Source organism: Mycolicibacterium tusciae (assembly GCF_002086795.1).
In the GTDB taxonomy this organism is placed as follows: Bacteria; Actinomycetota; Actinomycetes; order Mycobacteriales; family Mycobacteriaceae; genus Mycobacterium; species Mycobacterium tusciae.
The window spans coordinates 129,636-151,069 of sequence record NZ_MVIM01000002.1; the positions used below are offsets into that span (position 1 = coordinate 129,636).

General features: G+C 65.9%; 19 protein-coding genes. 8 read left to right on the plus strand and 11 right to left on the minus strand.

All coding sequences use genetic code 11. The annotated features are described in order from the left end of the window. The first annotated feature begins 188 nt into the window (after positions 1 to 188). Complete coding sequence (locus tag BST47_RS03700) at positions 189 to 3,878, plus strand: multifunctional oxoglutarate decarboxylase/oxoglutarate dehydrogenase thiamine pyrophosphate-binding subunit/dihydrolipoyllysine-residue succinyltransferase subunit (protein ID WP_234809583.1); 3,690 nt, start codon at positions 189 to 191, stop codon at positions 3,876 to 3,878. Between the two features lie 38 nt (positions 3,879 to 3,916). Here the strand turns inward: BST47_RS03700 and BST47_RS03705 are convergent, their stop codons facing one another. After that, entirely contained in the window at positions 3,917 to 4,498 is a 582-nt protein-coding gene (locus tag BST47_RS03705) for a hypothetical protein (RefSeq protein ID WP_234809561.1), read from the minus strand. A 459-nt stretch (positions 4,499 to 4,957) separates the two neighbouring features. Between BST47_RS03705 and BST47_RS03710 the strand changes: the two genes are divergently transcribed. Then, on the plus strand, positions 4,958 to 5,788 hold the full coding sequence (locus BST47_RS03710; RefSeq protein WP_083123872.1) for an SDR family NAD(P)-dependent oxidoreductase: 831 nt from the start codon (positions 4,958 to 4,960) through the stop codon (positions 5,786 to 5,788). Between the two features lie 9 nt (positions 5,789 to 5,797). Here BST47_RS03710 and BST47_RS03715 read toward each other — a convergent pair whose 3' ends face one another. Genes BST47_RS03715 through BST47_RS03725 form a run of 3 tightly spaced genes read right to left on the minus strand, consistent with a single transcriptional unit; the run spans position 5,798 to position 8,878 of the window. Continuing rightward, the gene (locus tag BST47_RS03715) at positions 5,798 to 6,646 is read right to left on the minus strand and encodes a glycine betaine ABC transporter substrate-binding protein (RefSeq protein WP_083123873.1); all 849 of its coding nucleotides are present in this window, start codon (positions 6,644 to 6,646) and stop codon (positions 5,798 to 5,800) included. A 9-nt stretch (positions 6,647 to 6,655) separates the two neighbouring features. Beyond that, on the minus strand, positions 6,656 to 7,840 hold the full coding sequence (locus tag BST47_RS03720) for an NAD(P)-dependent malic enzyme (protein WP_207568521.1): 1,185 nt from the start codon (positions 7,838 to 7,840) through the stop codon (positions 6,656 to 6,658). A gap of 48 nt (positions 7,841 to 7,888) precedes the next feature. Continuing rightward, positions 7,889 to 8,878 carry a malate dehydrogenase gene (locus tag BST47_RS03725; protein WP_083123875.1) on the minus strand — a complete coding sequence of 330 codons (990 nt, stop codon included), beginning with the start codon at positions 8,876 to 8,878 and terminating at the stop codon, positions 7,889 to 7,891. Between the two features lie 140 nt (positions 8,879 to 9,018). Here BST47_RS03725 and corA point away from each other — a divergent pair, with 140 nt between their 5' ends. After that, complete coding sequence (gene corA, locus BST47_RS03730) at positions 9,019 to 10,122, plus strand: magnesium/cobalt transporter CorA (protein WP_083123876.1); 1,104 nt, start codon at positions 9,019 to 9,021, stop codon at positions 10,120 to 10,122. Here the strand turns inward: corA and BST47_RS03735 are convergent. From BST47_RS03735 to BST47_RS03760, 6 genes are all read right to left on the minus strand, one after another. Beyond that, positions 10,119 to 10,712, minus strand: a complete 594-nt coding sequence (locus tag BST47_RS03735; RefSeq protein ID WP_083123877.1) for a suppressor of fused domain protein — start codon at positions 10,710 to 10,712, stop codon at positions 10,119 to 10,121. The two genes, corA and BST47_RS03735, sit on opposite strands and share 4 nt — an antisense overlap. After that, entirely contained in the window at positions 10,709 to 11,896 is a 1,188-nt protein-coding gene (locus tag BST47_RS03740) for an ABC transporter ATP-binding protein (RefSeq protein WP_083123878.1), read from the minus strand. Before BST47_RS03740 ends, BST47_RS03735 begins: the two co-directional genes overlap by 4 nt. A gap of 4 nt (positions 11,897 to 11,900) precedes the next feature. Further along, on the minus strand, positions 11,901 to 12,737 hold the full coding sequence (locus tag BST47_RS03745; RefSeq protein ID WP_083123879.1) for a carbohydrate ABC transporter permease: 837 nt from the start codon (positions 12,735 to 12,737) through the stop codon (positions 11,901 to 11,903). After that, positions 12,737 to 13,648 carry a carbohydrate ABC transporter permease gene (locus BST47_RS03750; protein ID WP_083123880.1) on the minus strand — a complete coding sequence of 304 codons (912 nt, stop codon included), beginning with the start codon at positions 13,646 to 13,648 and terminating at the stop codon, positions 12,737 to 12,739. Before BST47_RS03750 ends, BST47_RS03745 begins: the two co-directional genes overlap by 1 nt. Next, the gene (locus BST47_RS03755) at positions 13,645 to 15,039 is read right to left on the minus strand and encodes an ABC transporter substrate-binding protein (protein ID WP_083123881.1); all 1,395 of its coding nucleotides are present in this window, start codon (positions 15,037 to 15,039) and stop codon (positions 13,645 to 13,647) included. Before BST47_RS03755 ends, BST47_RS03750 begins: the two co-directional genes overlap by 4 nt. Before the next feature lie 175 nt (positions 15,040 to 15,214). Then, positions 15,215 to 15,739, minus strand: coding sequence for a YflT domain-containing protein (locus BST47_RS03760; RefSeq protein ID WP_083123882.1), 525 nt, complete (start codon positions 15,737 to 15,739; stop codon positions 15,215 to 15,217). Between the two features lie 120 nt (positions 15,740 to 15,859). Here BST47_RS03760 and BST47_RS03765 point away from each other — a divergent pair, with 120 nt between their 5' ends. Together BST47_RS03765 and BST47_RS03770 are read left to right on the plus strand one after the other, a co-directional pair. Further along, the gene (locus BST47_RS03765) at positions 15,860 to 16,588 is read left to right on the plus strand and encodes a DUF4190 domain-containing protein (RefSeq protein WP_083123883.1); all 729 of its coding nucleotides are present in this window, start codon (positions 15,860 to 15,862) and stop codon (positions 16,586 to 16,588) included. Between the two features lie 21 nt (positions 16,589 to 16,609). Then, on the plus strand, positions 16,610 to 16,996 hold the full coding sequence (locus BST47_RS03770; RefSeq protein ID WP_083123884.1) for a DUF4190 domain-containing protein: 387 nt from the start codon (positions 16,610 to 16,612) through the stop codon (positions 16,994 to 16,996). A 12-nt stretch (positions 16,997 to 17,008) separates the two neighbouring features. Here the strand turns inward: BST47_RS03770 and BST47_RS03775 are convergent, their stop codons facing one another. Next, complete coding sequence (locus BST47_RS03775; protein ID WP_083123885.1) at positions 17,009 to 17,965, minus strand: HpcH/HpaI aldolase/citrate lyase family protein; 957 nt, start codon at positions 17,963 to 17,965, stop codon at positions 17,009 to 17,011. Positions 17,966 to 17,990: 25 nt separating this feature from the next. Here BST47_RS03775 and BST47_RS03780 point away from each other — a divergent pair, with 25 nt between their 5' ends. The 3 genes from BST47_RS03780 to BST47_RS03790 all read left to right on the plus strand — a co-directional run bounded on the left by BST47_RS03780 (position 17,991) and on the right by BST47_RS03790 (position 21,412). Then, positions 17,991 to 19,283 (plus strand): magnesium transporter MgtE N-terminal domain-containing protein, encoded by a 1,293-nt coding sequence (locus tag BST47_RS03780; protein WP_083123886.1) that lies wholly within the window; start codon positions 17,991 to 17,993, stop codon positions 19,281 to 19,283. Then, the gene (locus tag BST47_RS03785; protein WP_083123887.1) at positions 19,283 to 19,834 is read left to right on the plus strand and encodes a DUF1003 domain-containing protein; all 552 of its coding nucleotides are present in this window, start codon (positions 19,283 to 19,285) and stop codon (positions 19,832 to 19,834) included. Before BST47_RS03780 ends, BST47_RS03785 begins: the two co-directional genes overlap by 1 nt. 87 nt (positions 19,835 to 19,921) lie before the next feature. Next, positions 19,922 to 21,412, plus strand: coding sequence for a lytic transglycosylase domain-containing protein (locus BST47_RS03790; protein ID WP_420094016.1), 1,491 nt, complete (start codon positions 19,922 to 19,924; stop codon positions 21,410 to 21,412). Positions 21,413 to 21,434: the final 22 nt, after the last annotated feature.

The window sequence follows — 21,434 nt, forward strand, 5'->3', positions numbered from 1 at the left end:
AGAGCGTTGTCATGGTCTGGTTGTTGTGAGAGCGATAGCCTTTAGACGGCAGACAGCGGGTACCCGCTGACTAGAGGAGAAAAATCGGCGAGCGCCGAGTGCGCTTGCGTGAGGCGAAGGAATCGAGGCGAGTAGCTGCCGTGAGCTCACCATCACCATTCGGACAGAACGAGTGGTTGGTCGAGGAGATGTATCGCAAGTTTCGCGAGGACCCCTCTTCGGTAGATCCCAGTTGGCATGAATTTCTGGTCGACTACTCACCCGAACCGACCACCGACAGTCAGACCAGCAACGGCCAGCGGACGGCTGCGCCCGTCGCCCCGCCCGAGCCCGCGCCTGCACCCCCACCCAAGCCGGCCGAGAGCAAGGCCGAATCGAAATCGGAAGCCGAAGCCAAACCGAAAGAGAAGAGCGCCGCGCCGAAGACAGAGGCCAAGAGCGAGCCGGCGCCCAAGCCGAAGCCGGCCCCGGCGCCTGCGGAGGGCTCCGACTCCCAGGTGCTGCGCGGCGCCGCGGCCGCCGTCGTGAAGAACATGTCGGCGTCGCTGGAGGTGCCGACCGCGACGAGCGTGCGTGCCATCCCGGCCAAGCTGATGATCGACAACCGGATCGTCATCAACAACCACCTCAAGCGCACCCGCGGCGGCAAGGTCTCTTTCACCCACCTCATCGGCTACGCGCTGGTGCAGGCAGTGAAGAAGTTCCCGAACATGAACCGTCACTTCGCCGAGATCGACGGTAAGCCGAACGCGGTAACCCCCGAACACGTCAACCTCGGTCTCGCGATCGACCTCCAGGGCAAGGACGGCAACCGTCAGCTCGTCGTCGCAGGCATCAAGAACTCCGAGAACATGCGGTTCGGCCAGTTCCTCGCCGCCTACGAGGACATCGTGCGGCGCGCACGCGAGGGCAAGCTGACCGCCGAAGACTTTGGCGGCGTGACGATTTCGCTGACCAATCCCGGAACCATCGGCACCGTGCACTCCGTGCCCCGGTTGATGCGTGGGCAGGGCGCCATCATCGGCGTCGGCGCGATGGAATACCCGGCCGAGTTCCAGGGCGCCAGCGAAGAACGCATCTCCGAGCTCGGTGTCGGCAAGCTGGTCACCTTCACCTCGACCTACGACCACCGCATCATCCAGGGTGCGGAGTCCGGCGACTTCCTGCGCACGGTGCACGAACTGCTGCTGAGCGATGAGTTCTTCGACGAGATCTTCCGCGAGCTCGGTATCCCGTACGAGCCGGTGCGCTGGCGCACCGACAACCCCGATTCGATCGAGGACAAGAACGGTCGCGTCATCGAGCTCATCGCGGCATACCGCAACCGCGGCCACCTGATGGCGGACATCGATCCGCTGCGTTTGGACCAGACGCGGTTCCGCAGCCACCCCGATCTCGATGTGAACACCCACGGCCTGACGTTGTGGGACCTGGACCGCGAGTTCAAGGTCAACGGATTCGGCGGCGCCGACCACAAGAAGCTGCGCGATGTCCTCGGGTTGCTGCGCGATGCCTACTGCCGTCACGTCGGCGTCGAATACACCCACATCCTGGAGCCCGATCAGCAGAAGTGGCTGCAGGAACGCATCGAGGTCAAGCACGAGAAGCCGACCGTCGCCGAGCAGAAGTACATTCTGTCGAGAATGAATGCCGCGGAGGCGTTCGAGACCTTCCTGCAGACGAAATACGTTGGCCAGAAGCGGTTCTCACTCGAAGGCGCCGAAACCGTCATCCCGATGATGGACGCGGCGATCGACCAGGCCGCCGAGCACGGCCTCGACGAGGTCGTGATCGGTATGCCGCACCGCGGCAGGCTCAACGTGCTGGCCAACATCGTCGGCAAGCCCTACTCGCAGATCTTCAGCGAGTTCGAGGGCAATTTGAACCCGTCTCAGGCCCACGGCTCCGGCGATGTGAAGTATCACCTCGGAGCCACCGGCAACTACATCCAGATGTTCGGCGACAACGACATCGCGGTGTCGCTGGTGGCCAACCCGAGCCACCTCGAGGCCGTCGACCCGGTGCTCGAGGGACTGGTGCGCGCCAAGCAGGACCTGCTGGACGTCGGGGAGGAAGTTGACGGTTCCAAGAAATTCTCGATCGTGCCGATGATGCTGCACGGCGACGCCGCGTTCGCCGGACAGGGCGTGGTCGCCGAGACGCTGAACCTGGCGCTGCTGCGGGGTTACCGCACGGGCGGCACCATCCACATCATCGTCAACAACCAGATCGGGTTCACCACTCACCCGGGTGACTCGCGTTCGTCGGAGTACTGCACCGACGTCGCAAAGATGATCGGCGCGCCGATCTTCCACGTCAACGGCGACGACCCGGAGGCCTGCGTCTGGGTGGCACGGCTGGCGATGGACTTTCGACAGCAGTTCAAGAAGGACGTCGTCATCGACATGTTGTGCTACCGCAGGCGCGGGCACAACGAAGGTGACGACCCGTCGATGACGCAGCCGTACATGTACGACGTCATCGACACCAAGCGCGGATCGCGAAAGACCTACACCGAGGCGCTGATCGGCCGCGGCGACATCTCGATGAAGGAAGCCGAGGACGCGCTGCGCGATTACCAGGGTCAGCTGGAGCGGGTGTTCAACGAGGTTCGTGAACTCGAGAAGCACGAGATCGCGCCCAGCGCGTCGGTGGAGGCCGACCAGATGGTGCCCGCCGGCATGAACACCGCCGTCGACAAGTCACTGCTGGCCCGGATCGGCGACGCCCATCTCGCCTTCCCGGAAGGCTTCAACGTGCACCCGCGCGTCAAGCCGGTGCTGGAGAAGCGCCGCGAGATGGCCTACGAGGGCAAGGTCGACTGGGCGTTCGCCGAGCTGCTCGCACTGGGATCCTTCCTCGCCGAAGGCAAGACGATCCGACTGTCGGGTCAGGACACCCGGCGCGGCACGTTCACCCAGCGTCACTCGGTGATCATCGACCGCAGCACCGGTCAGGAGTTCACGCCGCTACAGCTGCTCACCTCGAACTCTGACGGCTCGCCGACGGGCGGCAAATTCATGGTGTACGACTCGGCGCTGTCCGAGTTCGCCGCCGTGGGCTTCGAATACGGCTACTCGGTCGGCAACCCCGATGCACTTGTGTTGTGGGAGGCCCAGTTCGGTGACTTCGTCAACGGTGCACAGTCGATCATCGACGAGTTCATCAGCTCCGGTGAGGCCAAGTGGGGTCAGCTCTCCGATGTGGTGCTGTTGCTGCCGCACGGTCACGAGGGCCAGGGCCCGGACCACACGTCGGGCCGCATCGAGCGCTTCCTGCTGCTGTGGGCGGAGGGCTCGATGACGATCGCGATGCCGTCGACGCCTGCGAACTATTTCCACCTGCTGCGCAGACACGGCCTGGACGGGATCCACCGCCCGCTGATCGTGTTCACGCCGAAGTCGATGCTGCGAAACAAGGCCGCTGTCAGCGACCTTCGCGAGTTCACCGAGATGAAGTTCCGCTCGGTGATCGAGGAACCCACCTACACCGAGGGCACCGGTGACCGTGACAAGGTCAAGCGAATCCTGTTGACCAGCGGCAAGATCTACTACGAGCTGGTGGCGCGCAAGAACAAGGAGGAGCGCGACGACGTGGCGATCGTGCGCATCGAACAGCTCGCCCCGCTGCCGAAGCGCCGGCTGAGCCAGACGCTCGACCTGTATCCGAATGCCGAGGAGTACTTCTGGGTGCAGGAGGAGCCGGCCAACCAGGGTGCGTGGCCGACGTTCGGGCTGACGCTGCCCGAGGTCTGCGCGGACCGGTTGACGGGCATCACGCGGATCTCGCGGCGTGCGATGTCGGCACCGTCGTCGGGCTCGTCGAAGGTGCATGCCGTCGAGCAGCAGGAGATCCTCGACGAGGCGTTCGCGCAGTAGGGTTTAACGGGTTGATCGCGTGCACCTGGTGCGCGGGATCAACCCGTCAGCGCGAGCGCGGGCCGGCAAACAGGGCAGGTTCTCATCCGCCCGGTCCAGCCCCGGCGGCGGAGCAGGCCACCGATCAAAACTGCCGTGCGGCATGCATCGTCGAAGACGAGTCCATGAGTCACTCGCGTTGTGACCAGGCCTGATCGGCTCAACTCTGCGAGATCACGCAGCGCATCGCGATCCCGAGTTTGACGCTCGCCTCTGGGCAGCCCGTGCGCCCGCTCGACCCTCAGCAAATAGCCGCGCTCCAATACCGAACATGCGCCGTCACGCAGATCGGCGAGCATTGCCTCAAACGTGCGCCGGCCCGACACCCGTTGGCGAGTCGCCAGTACCCGCAGTATCCGCTGCGGCGTGGTCCGTCGGCTCGCACACACCCGCGCCTGTACCGCGAACGCAGCCGCGAGATCCTTATCGTGGAGCTCCCCGCTGACCACGTCGATCAGCGCGTGCTCCAGGCGAATTGCCGGCGGGCTGCGGTTCAGTTCGGCCCGTTGCTCGAAGTCGGGCGTCCTGTGCAGCCCGATTCGTGGCAATGGCCGCAGATTACGCCCCAGGCCAACGGCCACGTGCAAACCGTCGTCGGTGGATCGGGCAGCGCCGAGGCATGAGCCAGAGCGGCCGGCCAAAACGCCAGTACCGCGGCCCAGTGCCGCTGTTCAAGGGTGAGTGGGCCGCTGTGGCTCACGTAGACGCCACGGTGGACATCGGTTAACTCGCGACGGCGCAGCATTCTGGCGATGTCGGCGTCGGTTCCGCCTGCGTCCAGAACTTGGCGACGCGAAATGATCCCGTCCTGTAGCCAGAGCAGACGCTCGACATGTCCAAGATGCCAACGCCTCACGATAGGTAAGCGTGGCCGCGAACGAGCTAATGGCCAACCTGCCGCGACTCGCCGCTGTGCATACTCACTAACGGGTTGATCGCGTGCACCTGGCGCGTGGGATCAACCTGCTAGTGGGCCCCTTTAAGCAGAACCAGCGGTAACGACTACCCTCGATCCGAGTCAACGGACACTGAGGAGTGGCATGCAGGGCTTCGCTGGAAAAGTCGCCGTCGTGACGGGCGCCGGATCGGGCATCGGGCAGGCCTTGGCGATCGAACTCGGACGCTCGGGCGCCAGCGTGGCGATCAGCGACGTCGACACCGAGGGCCTCGCGGTCACCGAGGAGCGGCTGAAAGCCATCGGCGCCAACGTGAAGGCCGACCGGCTCGACGTCACCGAGCGTGAGGCCTTCGAGCTGTACGCGGACTCGGTGGTCGAGCACTTCGGCAAGGTCAACCAGATCTACAACAACGCGGGCATCGCGTACGTCGGCGATGTCGAGATCACCCCGTTCAAGGACATCGAGCGGGTGATGGACGTCGACTACTGGGGAGTGGTCAACGGGACCAAGGTCTTTCTGCCGCATCTGATCGCGTCCGGCGACGGACACGTCGTGAACGTTTCGAGCCTGTTCGGCATCTTCTCGGTTCCCGGGCAGGCGGCGTACAACTCGGCGAAGTTCGCGGTCCGCGGCTTCACCGAGGCGTTGCGTCAGGAGATGATCGCCGCAGGCCACCCGGTGAAGGTGACCACCGTGCACCCCGGCGGCATCAAGACCGCGATCATGCGCAACTCAACCGCAGCCGAGGGCGTCGACAAAGACGGCCTGACAAAGACTTTCGACAAGAAGCTGACGATCACGACCCCCGAGAAGGCGGCACAGATCATCCTCGAGGCGGTACGGAAGAACCGCGCGCGGGTGCTCGTCGGTCCCGACGCGAAGATCCTCGACGTGATCGTGCGGATCACCGGATCGGGCTACCAGCGGCTGTTCTCTACGGTTGTATCGCGGCTCGTACCCAACGCGCACTGACCGAAAAGGTCAGTCGCCCAATGGGTGTTCGGCGAGAAACGCGCCAGCGACCAGACCCGGTTCGGTGCCGTCCTCGACCTGAGCGCGCATATCGGCCAGCGCGGCGGTGTCCAGTACGCCCGCAACCTCGTTGAGCGCCAGCACCTGCGACTCGTTGAGCTCGTTGCGCCGGTAGAGCGGCACCAGGTTCTCGGCGCGTATCAACGATGTGCGGTCGGACAGCATGAGCAACTCGGCCGGGATGTCGGGTGCCGCCGTCGACGTCCACGCGGCATTGATCTTGCCCGCCCGAACCGCCTCGAACAGCGCTGCGGCGTCGGGATATTCGCGACCCTTGGACAGCTTGCACGTGCCGATGACGTCGGGTCCTGGCGCGCGGGATTCGTCCCTGACCCTGCCGACCTTCAGCTTGCCGCAGTTCCGCGTCGCCGCCGTCAGGTCCCGCCCGCCCCATGCTTCTGCGGTCGCCTCGGTGACGGCCAGCGCGGGTTTGTCCTCGGCCGACGTCGTGTAGTCCCCCGCGGCGATGCCTTCAGGCAACGCGGACACCATCTCGCGGTACACCTGGGTCGCCGACCGAGCCGTCGAATCGGGGAAGAACCTGTGCAGCACGCGGCCGGTGAAGCCGGGAACGACGCGCGCCTCCCCCGAGTCCAGTTTCGACAGTGGATCCGATGACGTCTCGACGTGGGCGGGGCTGCCGTAGAACCGCAACGCCTCGGCGTAGATGTGGGCGATCAGCGCCGACTCGGGATCCGGCGCCGAACCGACCGTCAGCGACGGTGTCTGTTCGCCGGCGCCGCAACCGGCGGCGCTCACCGCGACGAGCGCAGCGAGCGCGCAGGCGAGCCGGCGCACCGAGAAGACCTAGGCCTGCGACGCCGCGGCAACCGCCTGGGCCACGGCGGGGGCGACCCGCGGATCCAAGACGCTGGGCACGATGTAGTCGGGGGCGAGATCGTCACCTACCACCGCGAAGATCGCCTCGGCTGCCGCCACCTTCATCTGCTCGGTGATACGCCGAGCGCCGGCGTCCAGCGCGCCGCGGAAGACCCCGGGGAACGCGAGCACGTTGTTGATCTGATTCGGGAAGTCGCTGCGTCCGGTGGCCACCACCGCCGCGTACTGCTTCGCGTCGTCGGGGTGGATCTCCGGGTCGGGATTGGACAGCGCGAACACGATTGCATCCGGGGCCATCGTCGCGACGATCTCCGGAGGCACGACACCGGCCGACAAGCCGAGGAACACGTCGGCACCGTTCAGCGCCTCGGCCATGCCACCCGAGAGGCCGTTTGGATTCGTCTCCTCGGCGATCTCGGCTTTGTACGCGTTGAGATTGCCGCGGTCCTTGTGCAAGATGCCTTGCGAGTCCAGCAACGTGATATCGCGAATGCCCCTGGCCAGCAGGATCTTTGCGCATGCCACTCCTGCGGCACCGGCACCGGAGACGACCACCCGCAATCCGGTGATGTCGCGGTCGAGTACCTGCGCGGCACCGATGAGCGCCGCCAGCACGACGATCGCGGTGCCGTGCTGGTCGTCGTGCATCACGGGGCAGTCCAGCGCGTCGATGACACGGCGTTCGATCTCGAAGCAGCGCGGCGCGGAGATGTCTTCGAGGTTGACTGCACCGAACGACGGCCGCAACCGCACCAGGGTCTCGACGATCTCGTCGGGATCCTTGGTGTCGAGCACGATCGGGATCGAATCGAGGTCGGCGAACTGCTTGAACAGCGCGCTCTTGCCCTCCATCACCGGAAGTGCCGCCGCAGGCCCGATATCGCCGAGGCCGAGGACCGCGCTGCCGTCGCTGACCACCGCGACCATGCGATTGGCCCACGTGTAGCGCGCCGCCAGGGTGTGGTCGGTCGCGATCGCACGGCTGACCTGCGCAACGCCGGGCGTGTAGGCAACCGACAGCGCCCGCTGGGAGTCGAGCGGCGCGTTCAGCGCTACCGACAGCTTTCCGCCCACATGGGCGGCGAAGATCTCGTCGTCGTGCAGGACGATCGGGGCTCTGTTGTCAGTCAGGTTTTCCACCGCTTGGGACACGGCGCTCAGGTTACTGACGAACCGGTAGGTAACCTAATCGACTTTATCTCAGATAAGCCCCAGGTCAGTGACGGCTTTGCGCTCGTCGGCCAGCTCAGCGGTCGACTTGTCGATACGCGCCCTGGAGAACTCGTCGATCTCCAGACCCTGAACGATGGACCAGTTGCCGTCCTTGGTCGTGACGGGGAACGACGAAATCAGCCCCTCGGGAACGCCGTAGCTGCCGTCGGACAAGACCGCCATCGACACCCAGTCGCCCTCGGGGCTGCCGAGCAGCCAGTCGCGTGCGGCGTCGGTGGTCGCCGATGCCGCCGAGGCCGCCGACGACGCGCCGCGGGCGTCGATGATCGCCGCGCCGCGTTTGGCGACGGTCGGGATGAAGTCGTTCTCGATCCAGTTCTGGTCGTTGACGACCTCGGCGGCGTTCTTGCCGCCCACCTCGGCGTGGAACAGGTCCGGGTATTGGGTGGCCGAGTGATTACCCCAGATCGTCATCTTCTTGATGTCGGTGACCTTGGCGCCCGTCTTCTGGGCCAGCTGCGAGATCGCCCGGTTGTGGTCGAGGCGGGTCAGTGCGGAGAACCGCTCGTTCGGGATGTCGGGGGCATTGCTCATCGCGATCAGCGCGTTGGTGTTCGCCGGGTTACCTGTCACGCCGATGCGGACGTCGTCGGCGGCCACCTCGTTGAGCGCCTTGCCCTGGGCGGTGAAGATCGCACCGTTGGCCTCGAGCAGATCTCCGCGCTCCATGCCCGGGCCGCGGGGACGGGCGCCGACGAGCAGTGCCAGGTTCACCCCGTTGAAGATCTTGCTGGCGTCGGCACCGATCTCGACGCCGGCCAGCAGCGGGAACGCGCAGTCGTCGAGCTCCATCACGACGCCCTCGAGCGCCTTGAGCGCTGGTTCGATCTCCAGGAGTCTCAGCTCGATCGGACGGTCCGGGCCGAGCAATGAACCGCTGGCCAGACGAAACAGCAGGCTGTAGCCGATCTGGCCGGCGGCACCGGTCACCGCGACCTTGAGGGGAGATGTGCTCACGTCAGGTGCTCCTTGGACGGATGTGTTAAGCGGTTGCTTTCGGGGACGAAACTAGCAGGGTCCGTTTGAGGTATGCCGCGTAGCATTCACCAAGTCTTGTAAGGCCAGCGCTGCGCGTATCGACCCGGGGAGGTGACCCGATGCCATCGTTTCGCCAACTGCCTCCGTCGCTGCGGCCGAACGTGCGGCCCAGGCCCGGCCAACCGGATGCCGCCTCGATTCATGTTCCCGTCGCGCGGGCCATGGTGGATTGCGCCGTCTACTGCGAGGGCACCCGGTTGCCCGGCAAGTACACCCACGCGGCGGCGCTGAGCAAGGTGCACGACCTCGAGGCCGCCGGGAAGGACGCGTTTGTCTGGGTCGGCCTGCACGCACCCGACGATCGTCAGATGCAGGCCGTCGCCGACGTGTTCGGCCTGCACCCGCTGGCCGTCGAAGATGCCGTGCACGCCCACCAGCGACCGAAGCTGGAGCGCTACGACAACACCTTGTTCCTGGTCCTCAAGACCGTCAACTACGTCGAGCATGTCTCCGTAGCCCTGGCCCGCGAGATCGTGGAGACCGGCGAGATCATGATCTTCGTCGGCCAGGATTTCGTGGTCACCGTGCGCCATGGTGACCACAGCGGTTTGGCCGGGGTTCGCAAGAAGTTCGACGCATCACCCGACAGCCTCAAGCTGGGCCCGTATGCGGTCATGCATGCCATCGCCGATCACGTCGTGGACAGCTATCTCGACGTCACGGACCTGATCGAGACGGACATCGACGCGATGGAAGAGGACATCTTCTCGCCGACGGCCAAGACCAATATCGAGTGCATCTATCTGCTCAAGCGGGAGGTCGTAGAGCTACGCCGCGCCGTCGCGCCGTTGACATTCGCATTGCAGCGAATCGGCACCGACCACAACGACCTGATCTCGATCGAGGTCCGCCGGTACATGCGCGACATACTCGATCACAACATTCAGGCGTCCGACCGGATCACCAGTTACGACGAGGTGCTCAGCTCGCTAGTGCAGGCCGCGGCGGGCAAGGTGGCGATGCAACAGAACACCGACATGCGCAAGATCTCCGCGTATGTCGCCATCGCCGCTGTGCCAACGGCGATCGCGGGCATCTACGGCATGAACTTCGACTACATGCCAGAACTCAGACAGGCCTGGGGTTATCCGGCAGTGCTGTTGGTGATGGTCATCATCTGCTCCCTGCTGTTCCGGGCGTTCAGGCGCAACCACTGGCTCTAACTCGGTTGCGCGGCTCGCCGCCCAGGGTTCAAGACGTCGACGCCGTCCTGCGTCCACGCCTCGCGCATGGCTTCGGCACCTTTGAGTCGCACCCACGCCGCCTCGGTGGCCGTGATGGGTGTGGCGCTCAGCACCGTCACCGGCGGCAGCGGGTCGGTCAGTGCGACGTCTTCGATGTCGCTGCGTCCCAACAGAAAAGCGGAGAACGGTGCACCCTCCCAGAGCGGCGTCTCCAGGTCGATCAGCGCGTCCGGTTCCAGAATCAGGCCTTCGACGGCGGGTGCCGCGGCCAGGATCGCCAACGAGCGTGCGAGACCCTTGGGCGTCGGACCTCGCAGCGCGACGACGGCCTCGGCGCGGGGACCGTGCAGTGCGTCGGTCACCAGCTCCGTGGGATCGAACATCGGGTGACGCGAACAACCAACCGACACATAGTGACTGACACCGCCACCATCGGGACCGAAGCGCAGCACATCGATCCGTTCGGTGCCAAGGAACGTGACACTGGCCTCGACGGGCTCAGCGGTGATGCCAGTCCGGACGAAGTGCTCGCGCAGGTGTGCGCGAACCGCGGCCGGGACGTCGATCACTCGGCCGGCGCGGGCGTCGCGTCGGGAAGCGTGAGGTTCATGCCGGTGTCGGCGTCGAAGATCGTCAGCTTCGACGTATCGAACGCCAGCTGGACCGTGTCGCCCTGCTTGGCCTGGGATTCGGTGGAAACCCGTGCCACGAACTCGTTTTCGGCGGCTCCCGACTCACTGGCCAACTCTGCCAGCTGGGCGGCCTGCGCACCCTCGCCCTCGCTCTGGAAATGCAGATATTTGTCCGCGCCGAGCGATTCGACGAAGTCCACCGTCACGTCGAACGTCAGGGCCCTGATCCGCGCGTAGCCGTCCATCACCGCGGCGTCCTCGAGGTGTTCTGGCCGGATGCCGACGATCACGTTGTTGGGGGTTTGGTGCCTGGCGATCAGGTCGTGGACTTCCTGGGTCAGCGTGACCTCGCCGAAGGGCAGACGCACGCCGACGTCGGTCAAGGTGGCCGGGAAGAAGTTCATCGCAGGCGATCCGATGAAGCCCGCGACGAATAGGTTGGCCGGCCGGTTGTACAGCTCCTCCGGCGTGCCGATCTGCTGTGCTTCCCCGGCGAGCAGGACCACCACGCGGTCCCCCAGCGTCATCGCCTCGGTCTGGTCATGGGTGACGTAGACGGTGGTGGTGCCCAGCTTGTCCTGCAGGCGGGCGATCTCCGAACGCATCTGCACGCGCAGCTTGGCGTCGAGGTTCGACAGCGGCTCGTCCATCAGGAACGCCTTGGGGTTGCGCACGATCGCGCGTCCCATGGCCACCCGCTGGCGTTGGCCGCCGGACAGCTGGGCTGGCTTACGGTCCAGAAACTGGGTCAGATCAAGGACTTTCGCGGCCTCCTCGACCTTCTGTGTGATCTCAGCCTTGTTCATCTTGGCCAGGGTCAGCGGGAACGCGATGTTCTGGCGCACAGTCATGTGCGGGTAGAGCGCATACGACTGGAACACCATCGCGATGTCGCGGTCCTTGGGCGCCTTCTCGTTGACCCGTTCGCCGCCGATCCTCAGCTCTCCGGAGGAGATCTCCTCGAGACCGGCGATCATGTTGAGCGTGGTCGACTTTCCGCAGCCGGAGGGTCCGACGAGGATGATGAACTCGCCGTCGGCGATGGTCATCGAGAGGTCCTTCACGGCCGTGGCGCCGCCTGCGTAACTCTTGGTCACCCGGTCCAACACGATTTCGGCCATGGAGTTACCCCTTCACCGCGCCGGACGTGAGGCCGGCAACGATCCGTCGCTGGAAGATGAGAACAAAGATAATGATCGGGATGGTGATGACCATCGCGCCCGCCGCGATCGACCCGGTCGGTTCCTCGAACTGCGAACTGCCCGTGAAGTTGGCGATCGCGACCGGCGCGGTGATCGCACGCTGAGTGGCCGTCAGTGAAAGCGCCAGCAGCAGGTCGTTCCACGCGAAGATGAAGACCAGGATCGCCGCGGTGACGATGCCGGGCGCGGCCAGCGGGGCGATCACCTTACGGAACGCCTGCGCCGGCGTGGCGCCGTCCATCTTGGCCGCCTTCTCCAGATCCCAGGGGATCTCCTTGAAGAACGCCGAGAGGGTGTAGATCGCCAGCGGAAGCGCGAAGGTGATGTACGGGATGATCAGACCCGGCCAGGTGTCGAACAATCCCAGCCTGCGTTCGATGTTGAACAGCGGTGTCACCAGCGAGATCTGGGGGAACATCGCGATCAGCAGCGCGACGCCGACCAGCAGTCGCTTACCCGGAAACGCCAGTCGCGCCACGGCGTACGCCGCCATTCCGCCGATCAAGACCGCGATGAGGGTGGTGATCAGGCCGATGCCGATCGAGTTGATCAGCGCCGAGCTGAACGCATCGCCGGTGAAGATTCCCTTGTAGTTGTCGAAGGTGATCTGCGTCGGAATCAGCTTGCCGTCCTTGACGCTTGACGTCGGCTTGAGCGAAAGGCTGAGGATCCACAGCACCGGCAACAACGCATAGGCGACGACGATGATGTTGACAATCGTCCATCCGGTCGCACGGCCCGCGCCAGCCCGTTCGGCCATCAGCGCCTCTCCTCGTCGGATCCGGGCGCCGCCGCCCCAAAGAGCTTGATGTAGATGAAAGCGATGACCGCCACCGACAGGAATATCAGCACGCTGATCGCCGATCCCAGCCCGAGATTGAACGCCTTGAACAGATTGTCGTAGCCCAGGATTGACACCGAACCGGTGTCGTTGGCGCCGCCGGTGAGCACGTAGATGTTGTCGAAGATACGAAACGCGTCCAGCGTGCGGAACAGCAGCGCCACGAGGATCGCGGGTTTGATCAGCGGCAGGATCACCTTGACCAGCCGCTTCCATGCCCCCGCACCGTCGACCTGGGCGGCGTTGAGCAGATCCTGTGGCACGAGCGCCAAACCGGCGAGCAACAGCAGCGCCATGAACGGCGTCGTCTTCCACACCTCGGCGAGGACCACGATGGCCAGGGACGGCAGCTGCTCGGTGAGTGGAGCGCTGCCCTCCGGCAGCAGATTGGCCAGATATCCGGTGCCAGGCGTCCACGCGTAGTACCAGCTATAGGACGCCGCGACTGTGACGATGCCGTATGGAATCAGGATCGCTGTGCGCACAACGCCTTTGCCGAAGATCGTCCGGTGCATGACCAGCGCCAGCGCCATGCCGAGGACGAACTCGATCGCCACGGACACGACGGTGATCGCCAGCGTCACGGCGAACGCCGTCCACCAGTACCTGTCGGTCAGCACTGTGATGTAGTTCTCCAGGCCGACGAACTCGACATCGTCGGGCTGAGCGAGGTTGTAGCGCTGCAGGCTGAGCCACACCGCGTAACCGATCGGGTAAGCGGTGACCGCAAGCATCAGGATGACAGCGGGCGCGATGAGCGTGAATGCCAGTCGCCGTTCAGATTTCGTGTCGTCGGTACCGACCTTGACCGGCTCTGCGGTGGCGGTCACGGAATCAGCCCCTTGCCGTCGATCGCCTTCTGCACCTGAACGGTCAACTCGTCGGCCATCCGCTCGGGGTCGATATCCGTGATCGGGGCCAGCGTCGCCGAGATGCGGGTGGAGACAGCCTGATAGACCGGCGTCGCCGGCCGCACCGCCGCGTTGGTCAGCTGTTCACGGATGATCTCGTACTGCGGGTACTTCTTCTGGAACGTCGGATCGTCGTACAGCGACGCGCGCACCGCGGGCAGACCGCCCTCGACCGACGTGTAGCGCTGATTCTGCGCACTGCGCATGCACCGGATCGCCTCGAAAGCCTCCGCCCGATGCTGCGTCGTCTTGGCTACGGCGAGGTTCAGACCGCCGAGCGTCACCTTGGCCGGCTCGTCGGTCACACCCGGGTAGTTGGCGAAACCGAACACCTTCTTGCTGGCTTCGTAGGCCGCCTCGAACTGTGCGTCGCTCGGCGAGAAGGTGCCGACGTCGTTGATGCTGCCCGCCAGAGCGGGATCCTCGTTCAGCGGCAGGAACGAAACACCACCTTTGACGGCGTTCTCCAGCATCGACGGCAGCACGAACGGCCAGTTCACTTCGAGCGCGGCTTTGCCCTGTTCCAGCGCCAAACGCGCGGTGCCCTCGTCGGTCTGGGTGATCGACGGATCCGCACCCGGCGCGGTGGCAACCGCTTTCATGATCTCCAGCGCCTTGACCGTCGCGGCGCGATGCTCGTCTGTGTCGGTCAACGTGACGGTCTTGCCGTCGTCGGAAAGCACTTGACCGCCAGAACTTTCCAGCAGCGTGTTGAACCACACCACCAGGCCCTCGTACTGCTTGGCCTGCAATGCGATCCAACTCGGCTTACCCTCGGCGTGCAGACGGGTCGCCTCGGCCACCATGGCATCCCACGTCGCAGGCGGCTCGTTCATCAAGTCCGCTCGGTACCAGAGCAATTGGGTGTTCGTGGTGATCGGCGCTGCGTAGAGCTTGTCCTGCCACTTGGCGGTTTCCAGCGGACCCGGCAACGTGTCGGTGGTCGCATCTTGTTCGGCCTTACCCGATGGATCCTCCGACAGCGGCAATGCCCAACCCGCCTCGGCGAACTCGGCCGTCCACACGACGTCGAGGGCCATCACATCGAGGGTCTTGTCGTTGCCCGTCAGCCGCCGCGCCAACTGCAACCGCTGGGCGTCCGCTTCTTTCGGAAGGCTGATCTGCTGAATCGTGAAGCGGCCGGCGAGCTCCTCGTTGCACCGCTTGGCGACCGCGGTGAACGTGGCCATCTCGCTTGCCGGTGTGTAGTAGTTGACGACGATTCCGCCGCCGCCTGATCCGCATGCCGAAACGATCGACGCCGTCGTCAGCGCGGCCAATGCCGCAGCACCAAGCCGCCGTGGGCGCACCGCTGCCTCCCGTCCGCGTCCGAGGTCGCCGCCGGGGCGGCTCCGAGCAACACTCCTGCGCGGAAACCGTATTGCCAGTTACGCGTGATTTGCAACACTTGCCGCGCGCGCGTCGCACACCGTTACGCAATTGCGCGCCTGGGCAAAGTGCCAGCTAACGCCCGCGCGTCCCCGACTAGATCTTCAAGCGTGCCAGGAGATCCCGGCCGTGCTCGGCGCTCTGGGGATCGCACAGGACGTCGTATCGTCCCGCGACGAGTTGCATCGTCGAACTGAAATCTCTTGTGCCACGCGCCATCGCATACGGAATCGCGGAGGTGATGAGGCCGAAGAACACCCCGGCTATGAGGCCGGTGATCAGCGCGCCCCACGGGCTCGGGCTGAAGAACCCCAGGATCAGTCCGATGAACAGACCCAGCCACGCGCCGGTGAGCACACCGCCGCCGAGCACCTTGGGCCAACTCAGCCTGCCCGTGACGCGTTCCACCTGCATCAGGTCGACACCGACGATCGTCACCTGCTGGACCGGAAACTGCTGGTCTGACAGGTAGTCGACGGCGCTCTGCGCCTCGGCGTAGGTCGGATACGACCCGATCGGCCAGCCTTTCGGAGGTGTGGGCAGGGCCGCGGGACCGCGTCGGGTCGTCGGCGTGCCCGGCGTTGTGCCGGCCGGCTGTCCAGGCTGGAACGGGCTGGTCATCGCTGAATCATTCTCCTTTGTCGCGGGCCTGCTGTTGCCGCGGGATCCGGCTGGCGATCTCACCAAGACAACGTCTTCCGCCCCGCAAAGGTGCCGCGTATTTGCGCTAGGTTGAACAGCATGACAAATCCGGGCGACGACGCTGGCCAAACGGCATCATCCGGCTCCGGCGACGGGGCATCCGAGCCGGCGTCGACGAGCTACGAGGCGCCGCCGATCGAGCAGAGCCAGGAGCCGTCCGGAGAACAGCCCGAGCAGCCGACCCAGGTCTACGAGCAGAGACCGCCCGAGCAACCGACCCAGGTCTACGAGCAGAGGCCGTTCGAGCAGCCGGGGTACACGCCCCCGCCGGCCTACGACCCCACGCCCCAGTCGGCACCGGAGTATCCGAGTTATCCGCCGCCTCCGTCCTACGGCGAGTTCGGCGATCCGGCTGCCCCCGGGTATCCGCCGCCCCCGCCGTACGGCACGCCGCCTCCCGGCTTCGGACCACCGGCTCCCGGCTTCGGGCCACCGCCACCACCTCCCGGCTACGGCCCGCCACCGGGCTATGGCCCGCCTGCGGGCTTTGGTCCACCTCCGGGCTATCCCGCGGCTCCGAGCTATCCCGCGTACGGCGCGCAGTCGGAGAAGACCAACGCGATGGCCATCGGCGCGCTGGTGGCGTCGATCGTCGGATTCTGCTGCGGCATCGGTTCGATCGTCGGCATCGTGCTCGGCATCGTCGCGATGAACCAGATCAAACAGAGCGGGGAAAAGGGCCACGGACTCGCGGTCGCAGGTATCGCGGTCGGGGTGCTCTCGCTGCTCATCAACGTGCTCTGGACCATCGGCGTCATGGCTAGTTGATCGACGGACGCCCGGGGACAGATGAACGCCAGCGACCCGGAACACTCGCCGGTCGACTATCCGTCCGCACCTGGGCTGCCTCCGCCGGTCTACCCGCCACCGCCCGGATATCCAGGCGTGGCAGCTTATTACCCCGTTTATGACCCGTACCGGCCGCTGAAGCCGCCTGGCACCAACGACAAGGCGATCGCATCGCTCGTCACGTCCATCGCAGGCTGGGTGTGCTGCGCCCCGCTGGCCATCGTCGGTCTCGTGCTGGGTGTGCTCGCGATGCGCGAGACCAAACGCTCTGGACAGGCGGGGTGGGGCATGGCGCTGGCTGGCACGATCATCGGTGGCCTGTTCACCGCAGGCCTGCTGGTCGTCCTGCTGCTCTACATAGCGCTCGGGATCAGCTCCATCCGTTAGGGCCCTGACGCGCTAGGCCGGCGGGCTGAACCGCTCGCCTTTGCGCTCCATCCCCGCCGCGCGCCCCTTGCCGGCGATCACCAACGCCATCTTGCGGCTCGCTTCGTCGATCATCTCGTCGCCAAGCATCACCGCGCCGCGCGCACCGCCGGCCCGCGACGTGTGCCATTCGTAGGCCTCGAGAATCAACTCGGCGTGGTCGTAGGCCTCTTGGCGTGGGCTGAAGATCTCGTTGCCCGCAGCGATCTGATCGGGGTGCAGCACCCATTTGCCGTCGTAGCCCAGCGCAGCGGACCGGCCCGCGACCCGGCGGAAACCGTCGACGTCGCGCACCTTCAGATACGGGCCGTCGATCGCCAGGATGCCGCGCGTGCGGGCCGCGACGAGAATTCGCATCAGCACGTGATGGTGGGCGTCACCGACGTCGTAGCCTTCGGGCTGTTCGCCGACCTCGAGCGTGCGCATGTTCAGGCTGGCGGCCATGTCCGCGGGCCCGAGGACCAGCGCCTGCACCCGTGGGGCCGCCGCGATCGCATCGATGTTCGTCAAACCTTCGGCGTTCTCGATCTGAGCTTCAATACCGATGCGGCCCAAGGGGAATCCGTGCGTCGCCTCGAGTTGACCAAGCAGCAGGTCGAGCGCGTGGATGTGCGATACATCGGAGACTTTCGGCAACACCACTATGTCCAGCGACGCACCCGCGGCCGACACCACGTCGATGACGTCGGCATGCGTCCACGGCGTGGTCCAGTCGTTCACCCGAACGCCGCGCAACTGCCCGCCCCAACCGGGCTCGGCCAACGCGGCCGCCACCGCGGCGCGCGCCTCGGCTTTGGCGTGGGGCGCGACCGCGTCTTCGAGATCGAGGAAGACCTCATCGGCGGGCAGAGACTTTGCCTTCTCGATCATCTTCGAGCTGCTGCCTGGAACCGAAAGTATCGTTCGGCGGGGTCGATAGCGGTTTTCCACAACCACACTCTTTACCCTTCTAGGCATGGCGGCGGTGAACAGGGTCTATGCGGCCCGGCTTGTGGGGATGGTGGTGCTGGGACCCGACGGGGAGTCCCTTGGCCGCGTCCGCGATGTGGTGATCAGCATCAGCATCGTGCGCCAACAGCCGAGGGTGCTCGGCCTGGTCGTCGAATTGCTAACGCGTCGAAGAATTTTCGTGCCGATTCTGCGGGTGACATCCATCGATCCCGGCGCTGTGACGCTGGCGACCGGCAGCGTCTCGCTGCGCAAGTTCACCCAGCGCCCCGGTGAGGTGCTCGTGCTCGGCCAGGTGATCGAAACCCAGGTCAGAGTCGACGATCCCGACCAGGAGCAGTTGAAGGGGCTCGACGTGTACGTGGTCGATCTCGGCATCGAACCCACCCGCACGCGCGACTGGATGGTGACCAAGGTGGCGGTGCGGCCCGCGCGACGCCTCGGCCGCCGCGGCAATGTGCAGATCATCGACTGGCAGCACGTGCAGGGGCTGACACCGTCGGGACTGGCGATGCCCGACCAGGGGGTCGCGCAGCTGCTGGAGCAGTTCGTCGGTCAGCGCGCCGTCGAGGTGGCCGAAGCGATCCGCGAACTGCCTGACAAGCGTCGCCACGAGGTGGTCAACGCGCTCGACGACGAGCGACTGGCCGACGTATTGCAGGAGCTGCCCGAGGACGAGCAGGTCAACGTGCTCAGGAAGCTGCCCCCCGAACGGGCCGCCGACGTGCTCGAGGCCATGGACCCCGACGACGCCGCCGACCTGCTGGGCACCATGACGCCGACGGACGCCGAACAGTTCCTGCGCCGAATGGACCCCGAGGACTCCGAGGACGTACGCCGGCTGCTGGCGCACTCACCCGACACCGCAGGCGGCCTGATGACCTCGGAACCGGTGGTGCTCGCACCGGACACCACCGTCGCCGAGGCACTGGCCCGGGTCCGCGACCCCGACCTGACCCCGGCGCTCGCGTCGCTGGTCTTCGTGACCCGCGCGCCAACGGCCACCCCTACCGGTCACTACCTGGGCTGTGTCCACCTACAGCGGCTCCTGCGAGAACCGCCCGCGGAGCTGGTCAGCGGGATCGTGGACACCGACCTTCCGAACTTGGCACCAGAGGATTCGTTGTCGGCGGTAACCCGGTACTTCGCCGCGTACAACCTCGTGTGCGGACCGGTGGTCGACGAGGAGAACCACCTGCTCGGCGCGGTCTCGGTCGACGACGTGCTCGACCATCTCCTGCCGCACGACTGGCGTGAACGCGAAGAGCCCGAGCTGTTCGCCGCCAACGAGGGCGCGTGATGAGCGACCTGACGGCGCGCCAGCGCCTGGACACCCCGCGGGTCTCCCGCCGACGGTTCACGCTCAACGTCGACGCCGAGGCGGTCGGCAAGTTCTCGGAGTCGATCGCCCGCTTTCTGGGCACGGGCCGCTACCTGGCCTGGCAGACCATCATGGTGATCGTTTGGATCATCCTGAATCTGTTTGCCGTGAAGTTGCGGTGGGATCCGTATCCGTTCATCTTGCTCAATCTCGCGTTCTCCACCCAGGCGGCGTATGCGGCGCCGTTGATTCTGCTGGCTCAGAATCGGCAGGAAAACCGGGATCGGGTGTCGCTCGAGGAAGACCGTCGGCGGGCCGAACAGACCAAGGCGGACACCGAGTATCTGGCCCGTGAGCTGGCCGCATTGCGGTTGGCGGTCGGCGAAGTCGCCACCCGCGACTACCTGCGGCGCGAGCTCGAGGAAATTCACGAGCTACTGAACCGGCTGGCCCCGCCGGCGGGATCCGATAATCGCGACGGCGGCGGCAAAACAGCGCAGAATGAGCGGCGCTCGAAAAAGCAGAGCTGAATCACGTAACGCCATTGCTGTAACGCGCGAGATATCGACTAGGTATGGTGACTTGGTTCACAACCACAACAGACCAAGGACGGTTGAGTGCACATAGGGGCAGGGGCCGCCCTCGAGGCAGCGCGACGGGGGGCAAAGCGAGTCGCGCACAGTGCTGGCGATGGTGTTTCTCGCATGCGAGCCGTCAACTTCAGCGCTGCCGTCAAGCCGTCCAGTGTTCGCGGCGCGCTCACCCCTGCCCGTGCCCGCGTCGCCTCGGGATTCGCAGTCATCGCGCCGATCATTCTGGTCGGCGCCGTGGGGGCTTCCGTACAACCGAGCTCACCGGTCCGCGACCCCGCGGTCACCCCGCTGGCCTCTGTCGAGTCGTCCTCGGTCGACCGCGCGGGCCCGACGGTGATCGCTGTCACCAAGACACCGACCGAATTCCACATCGCCGCCTCGGCGTCTTCGTCGCCTCAGCCCGCAGCTGTGGTGAATGCTCCTGGCACACTTCGCATTCCGGCCATGGCCCTGGCGGCATACCGTAACGCCGAGCGGATGATGGCCGTGGCGGATCCCGGCTGTGGCGTCAGCTGGAACCTCTTGGCGGGCATCGGGCGTATCGAGTCGATGCACGCCTATGGCGGCGCCACCGACGCCCGCGGTACGGCCGTGCGGCCCATCTACGGGCCCGCTCTGGACGGGACGCTGCCCGGCAACGAGATCATCGTGCAGAACCGGTCCGCCGAGCGCGTCACCTATGCGCGCGCGATGGGTCCGATGCAGTTCCTTCCCGGTACCTGGTCGCGCTACGCGTCCGACGGCGACGGGGACGGCAAGGCCGAGGTGCAGAACCTGTTCGACTCGACCCTGGCCGCCGCGCGCTATCTGTGCAGCGGTGACATGAACCTGCGCGATCAGGCCCACGTGATGTCGGCGATTCTGCGCTACAACAACTCGGTGGCCTACGCCCGCAACGTGCTGGGCTGGGCCGCTGCGTACGCCACCGGCGTCGTGCCGGTCGACCTGCCGCCCATCACCGGGTCGGTCCCCGTACTGAGCGACGACGACGGCGCCGCCACGCACCTCAATGAATACGAAGGCCTTGGTCCGGGATTGCCGCTCAACGCCTTGGGTCTGCCCTCCAACGATCCGCTGGCACTGATGCCGGTGCTGGCGCGCAGCGACGTCGCCAGCCAGCTCCCCGGCTTCGTGCCCGGTCAGCGGCTGGGCCCGCTGCCCGGTCCCGCACCCGGCCCGTTGGCAACCCCGGCGACATCGCAGCAACCTGCGCCGTGGGTGCCGCCATGGATGCAGCCGCCTCCGACGCCGACGCCGGAGTGTGCGGTGTTCTGCATCAAGGACCAGCCCGCACCGCTGCAGGCTGCGCTGGGCGGGCCGCCCGTCGCACAGCAGATGGTGCCGCCGGGAATGGCACCGCCGCCCGGCCCGCTGGCGCCTGCCCCGGGACCCGTCCCGGCCGGACCCGCCCCGGGTCCGCTGGCACCGCCGCCTGGTCCTGCGCCGGCTCCCGTCGCGCCGCAGGGCGCACCACCGGGACCGCTGCCCGGTCCTGCGCCCGCACCGGCTGGTTAGCACGCCCGTCGGGTCGGCCTAG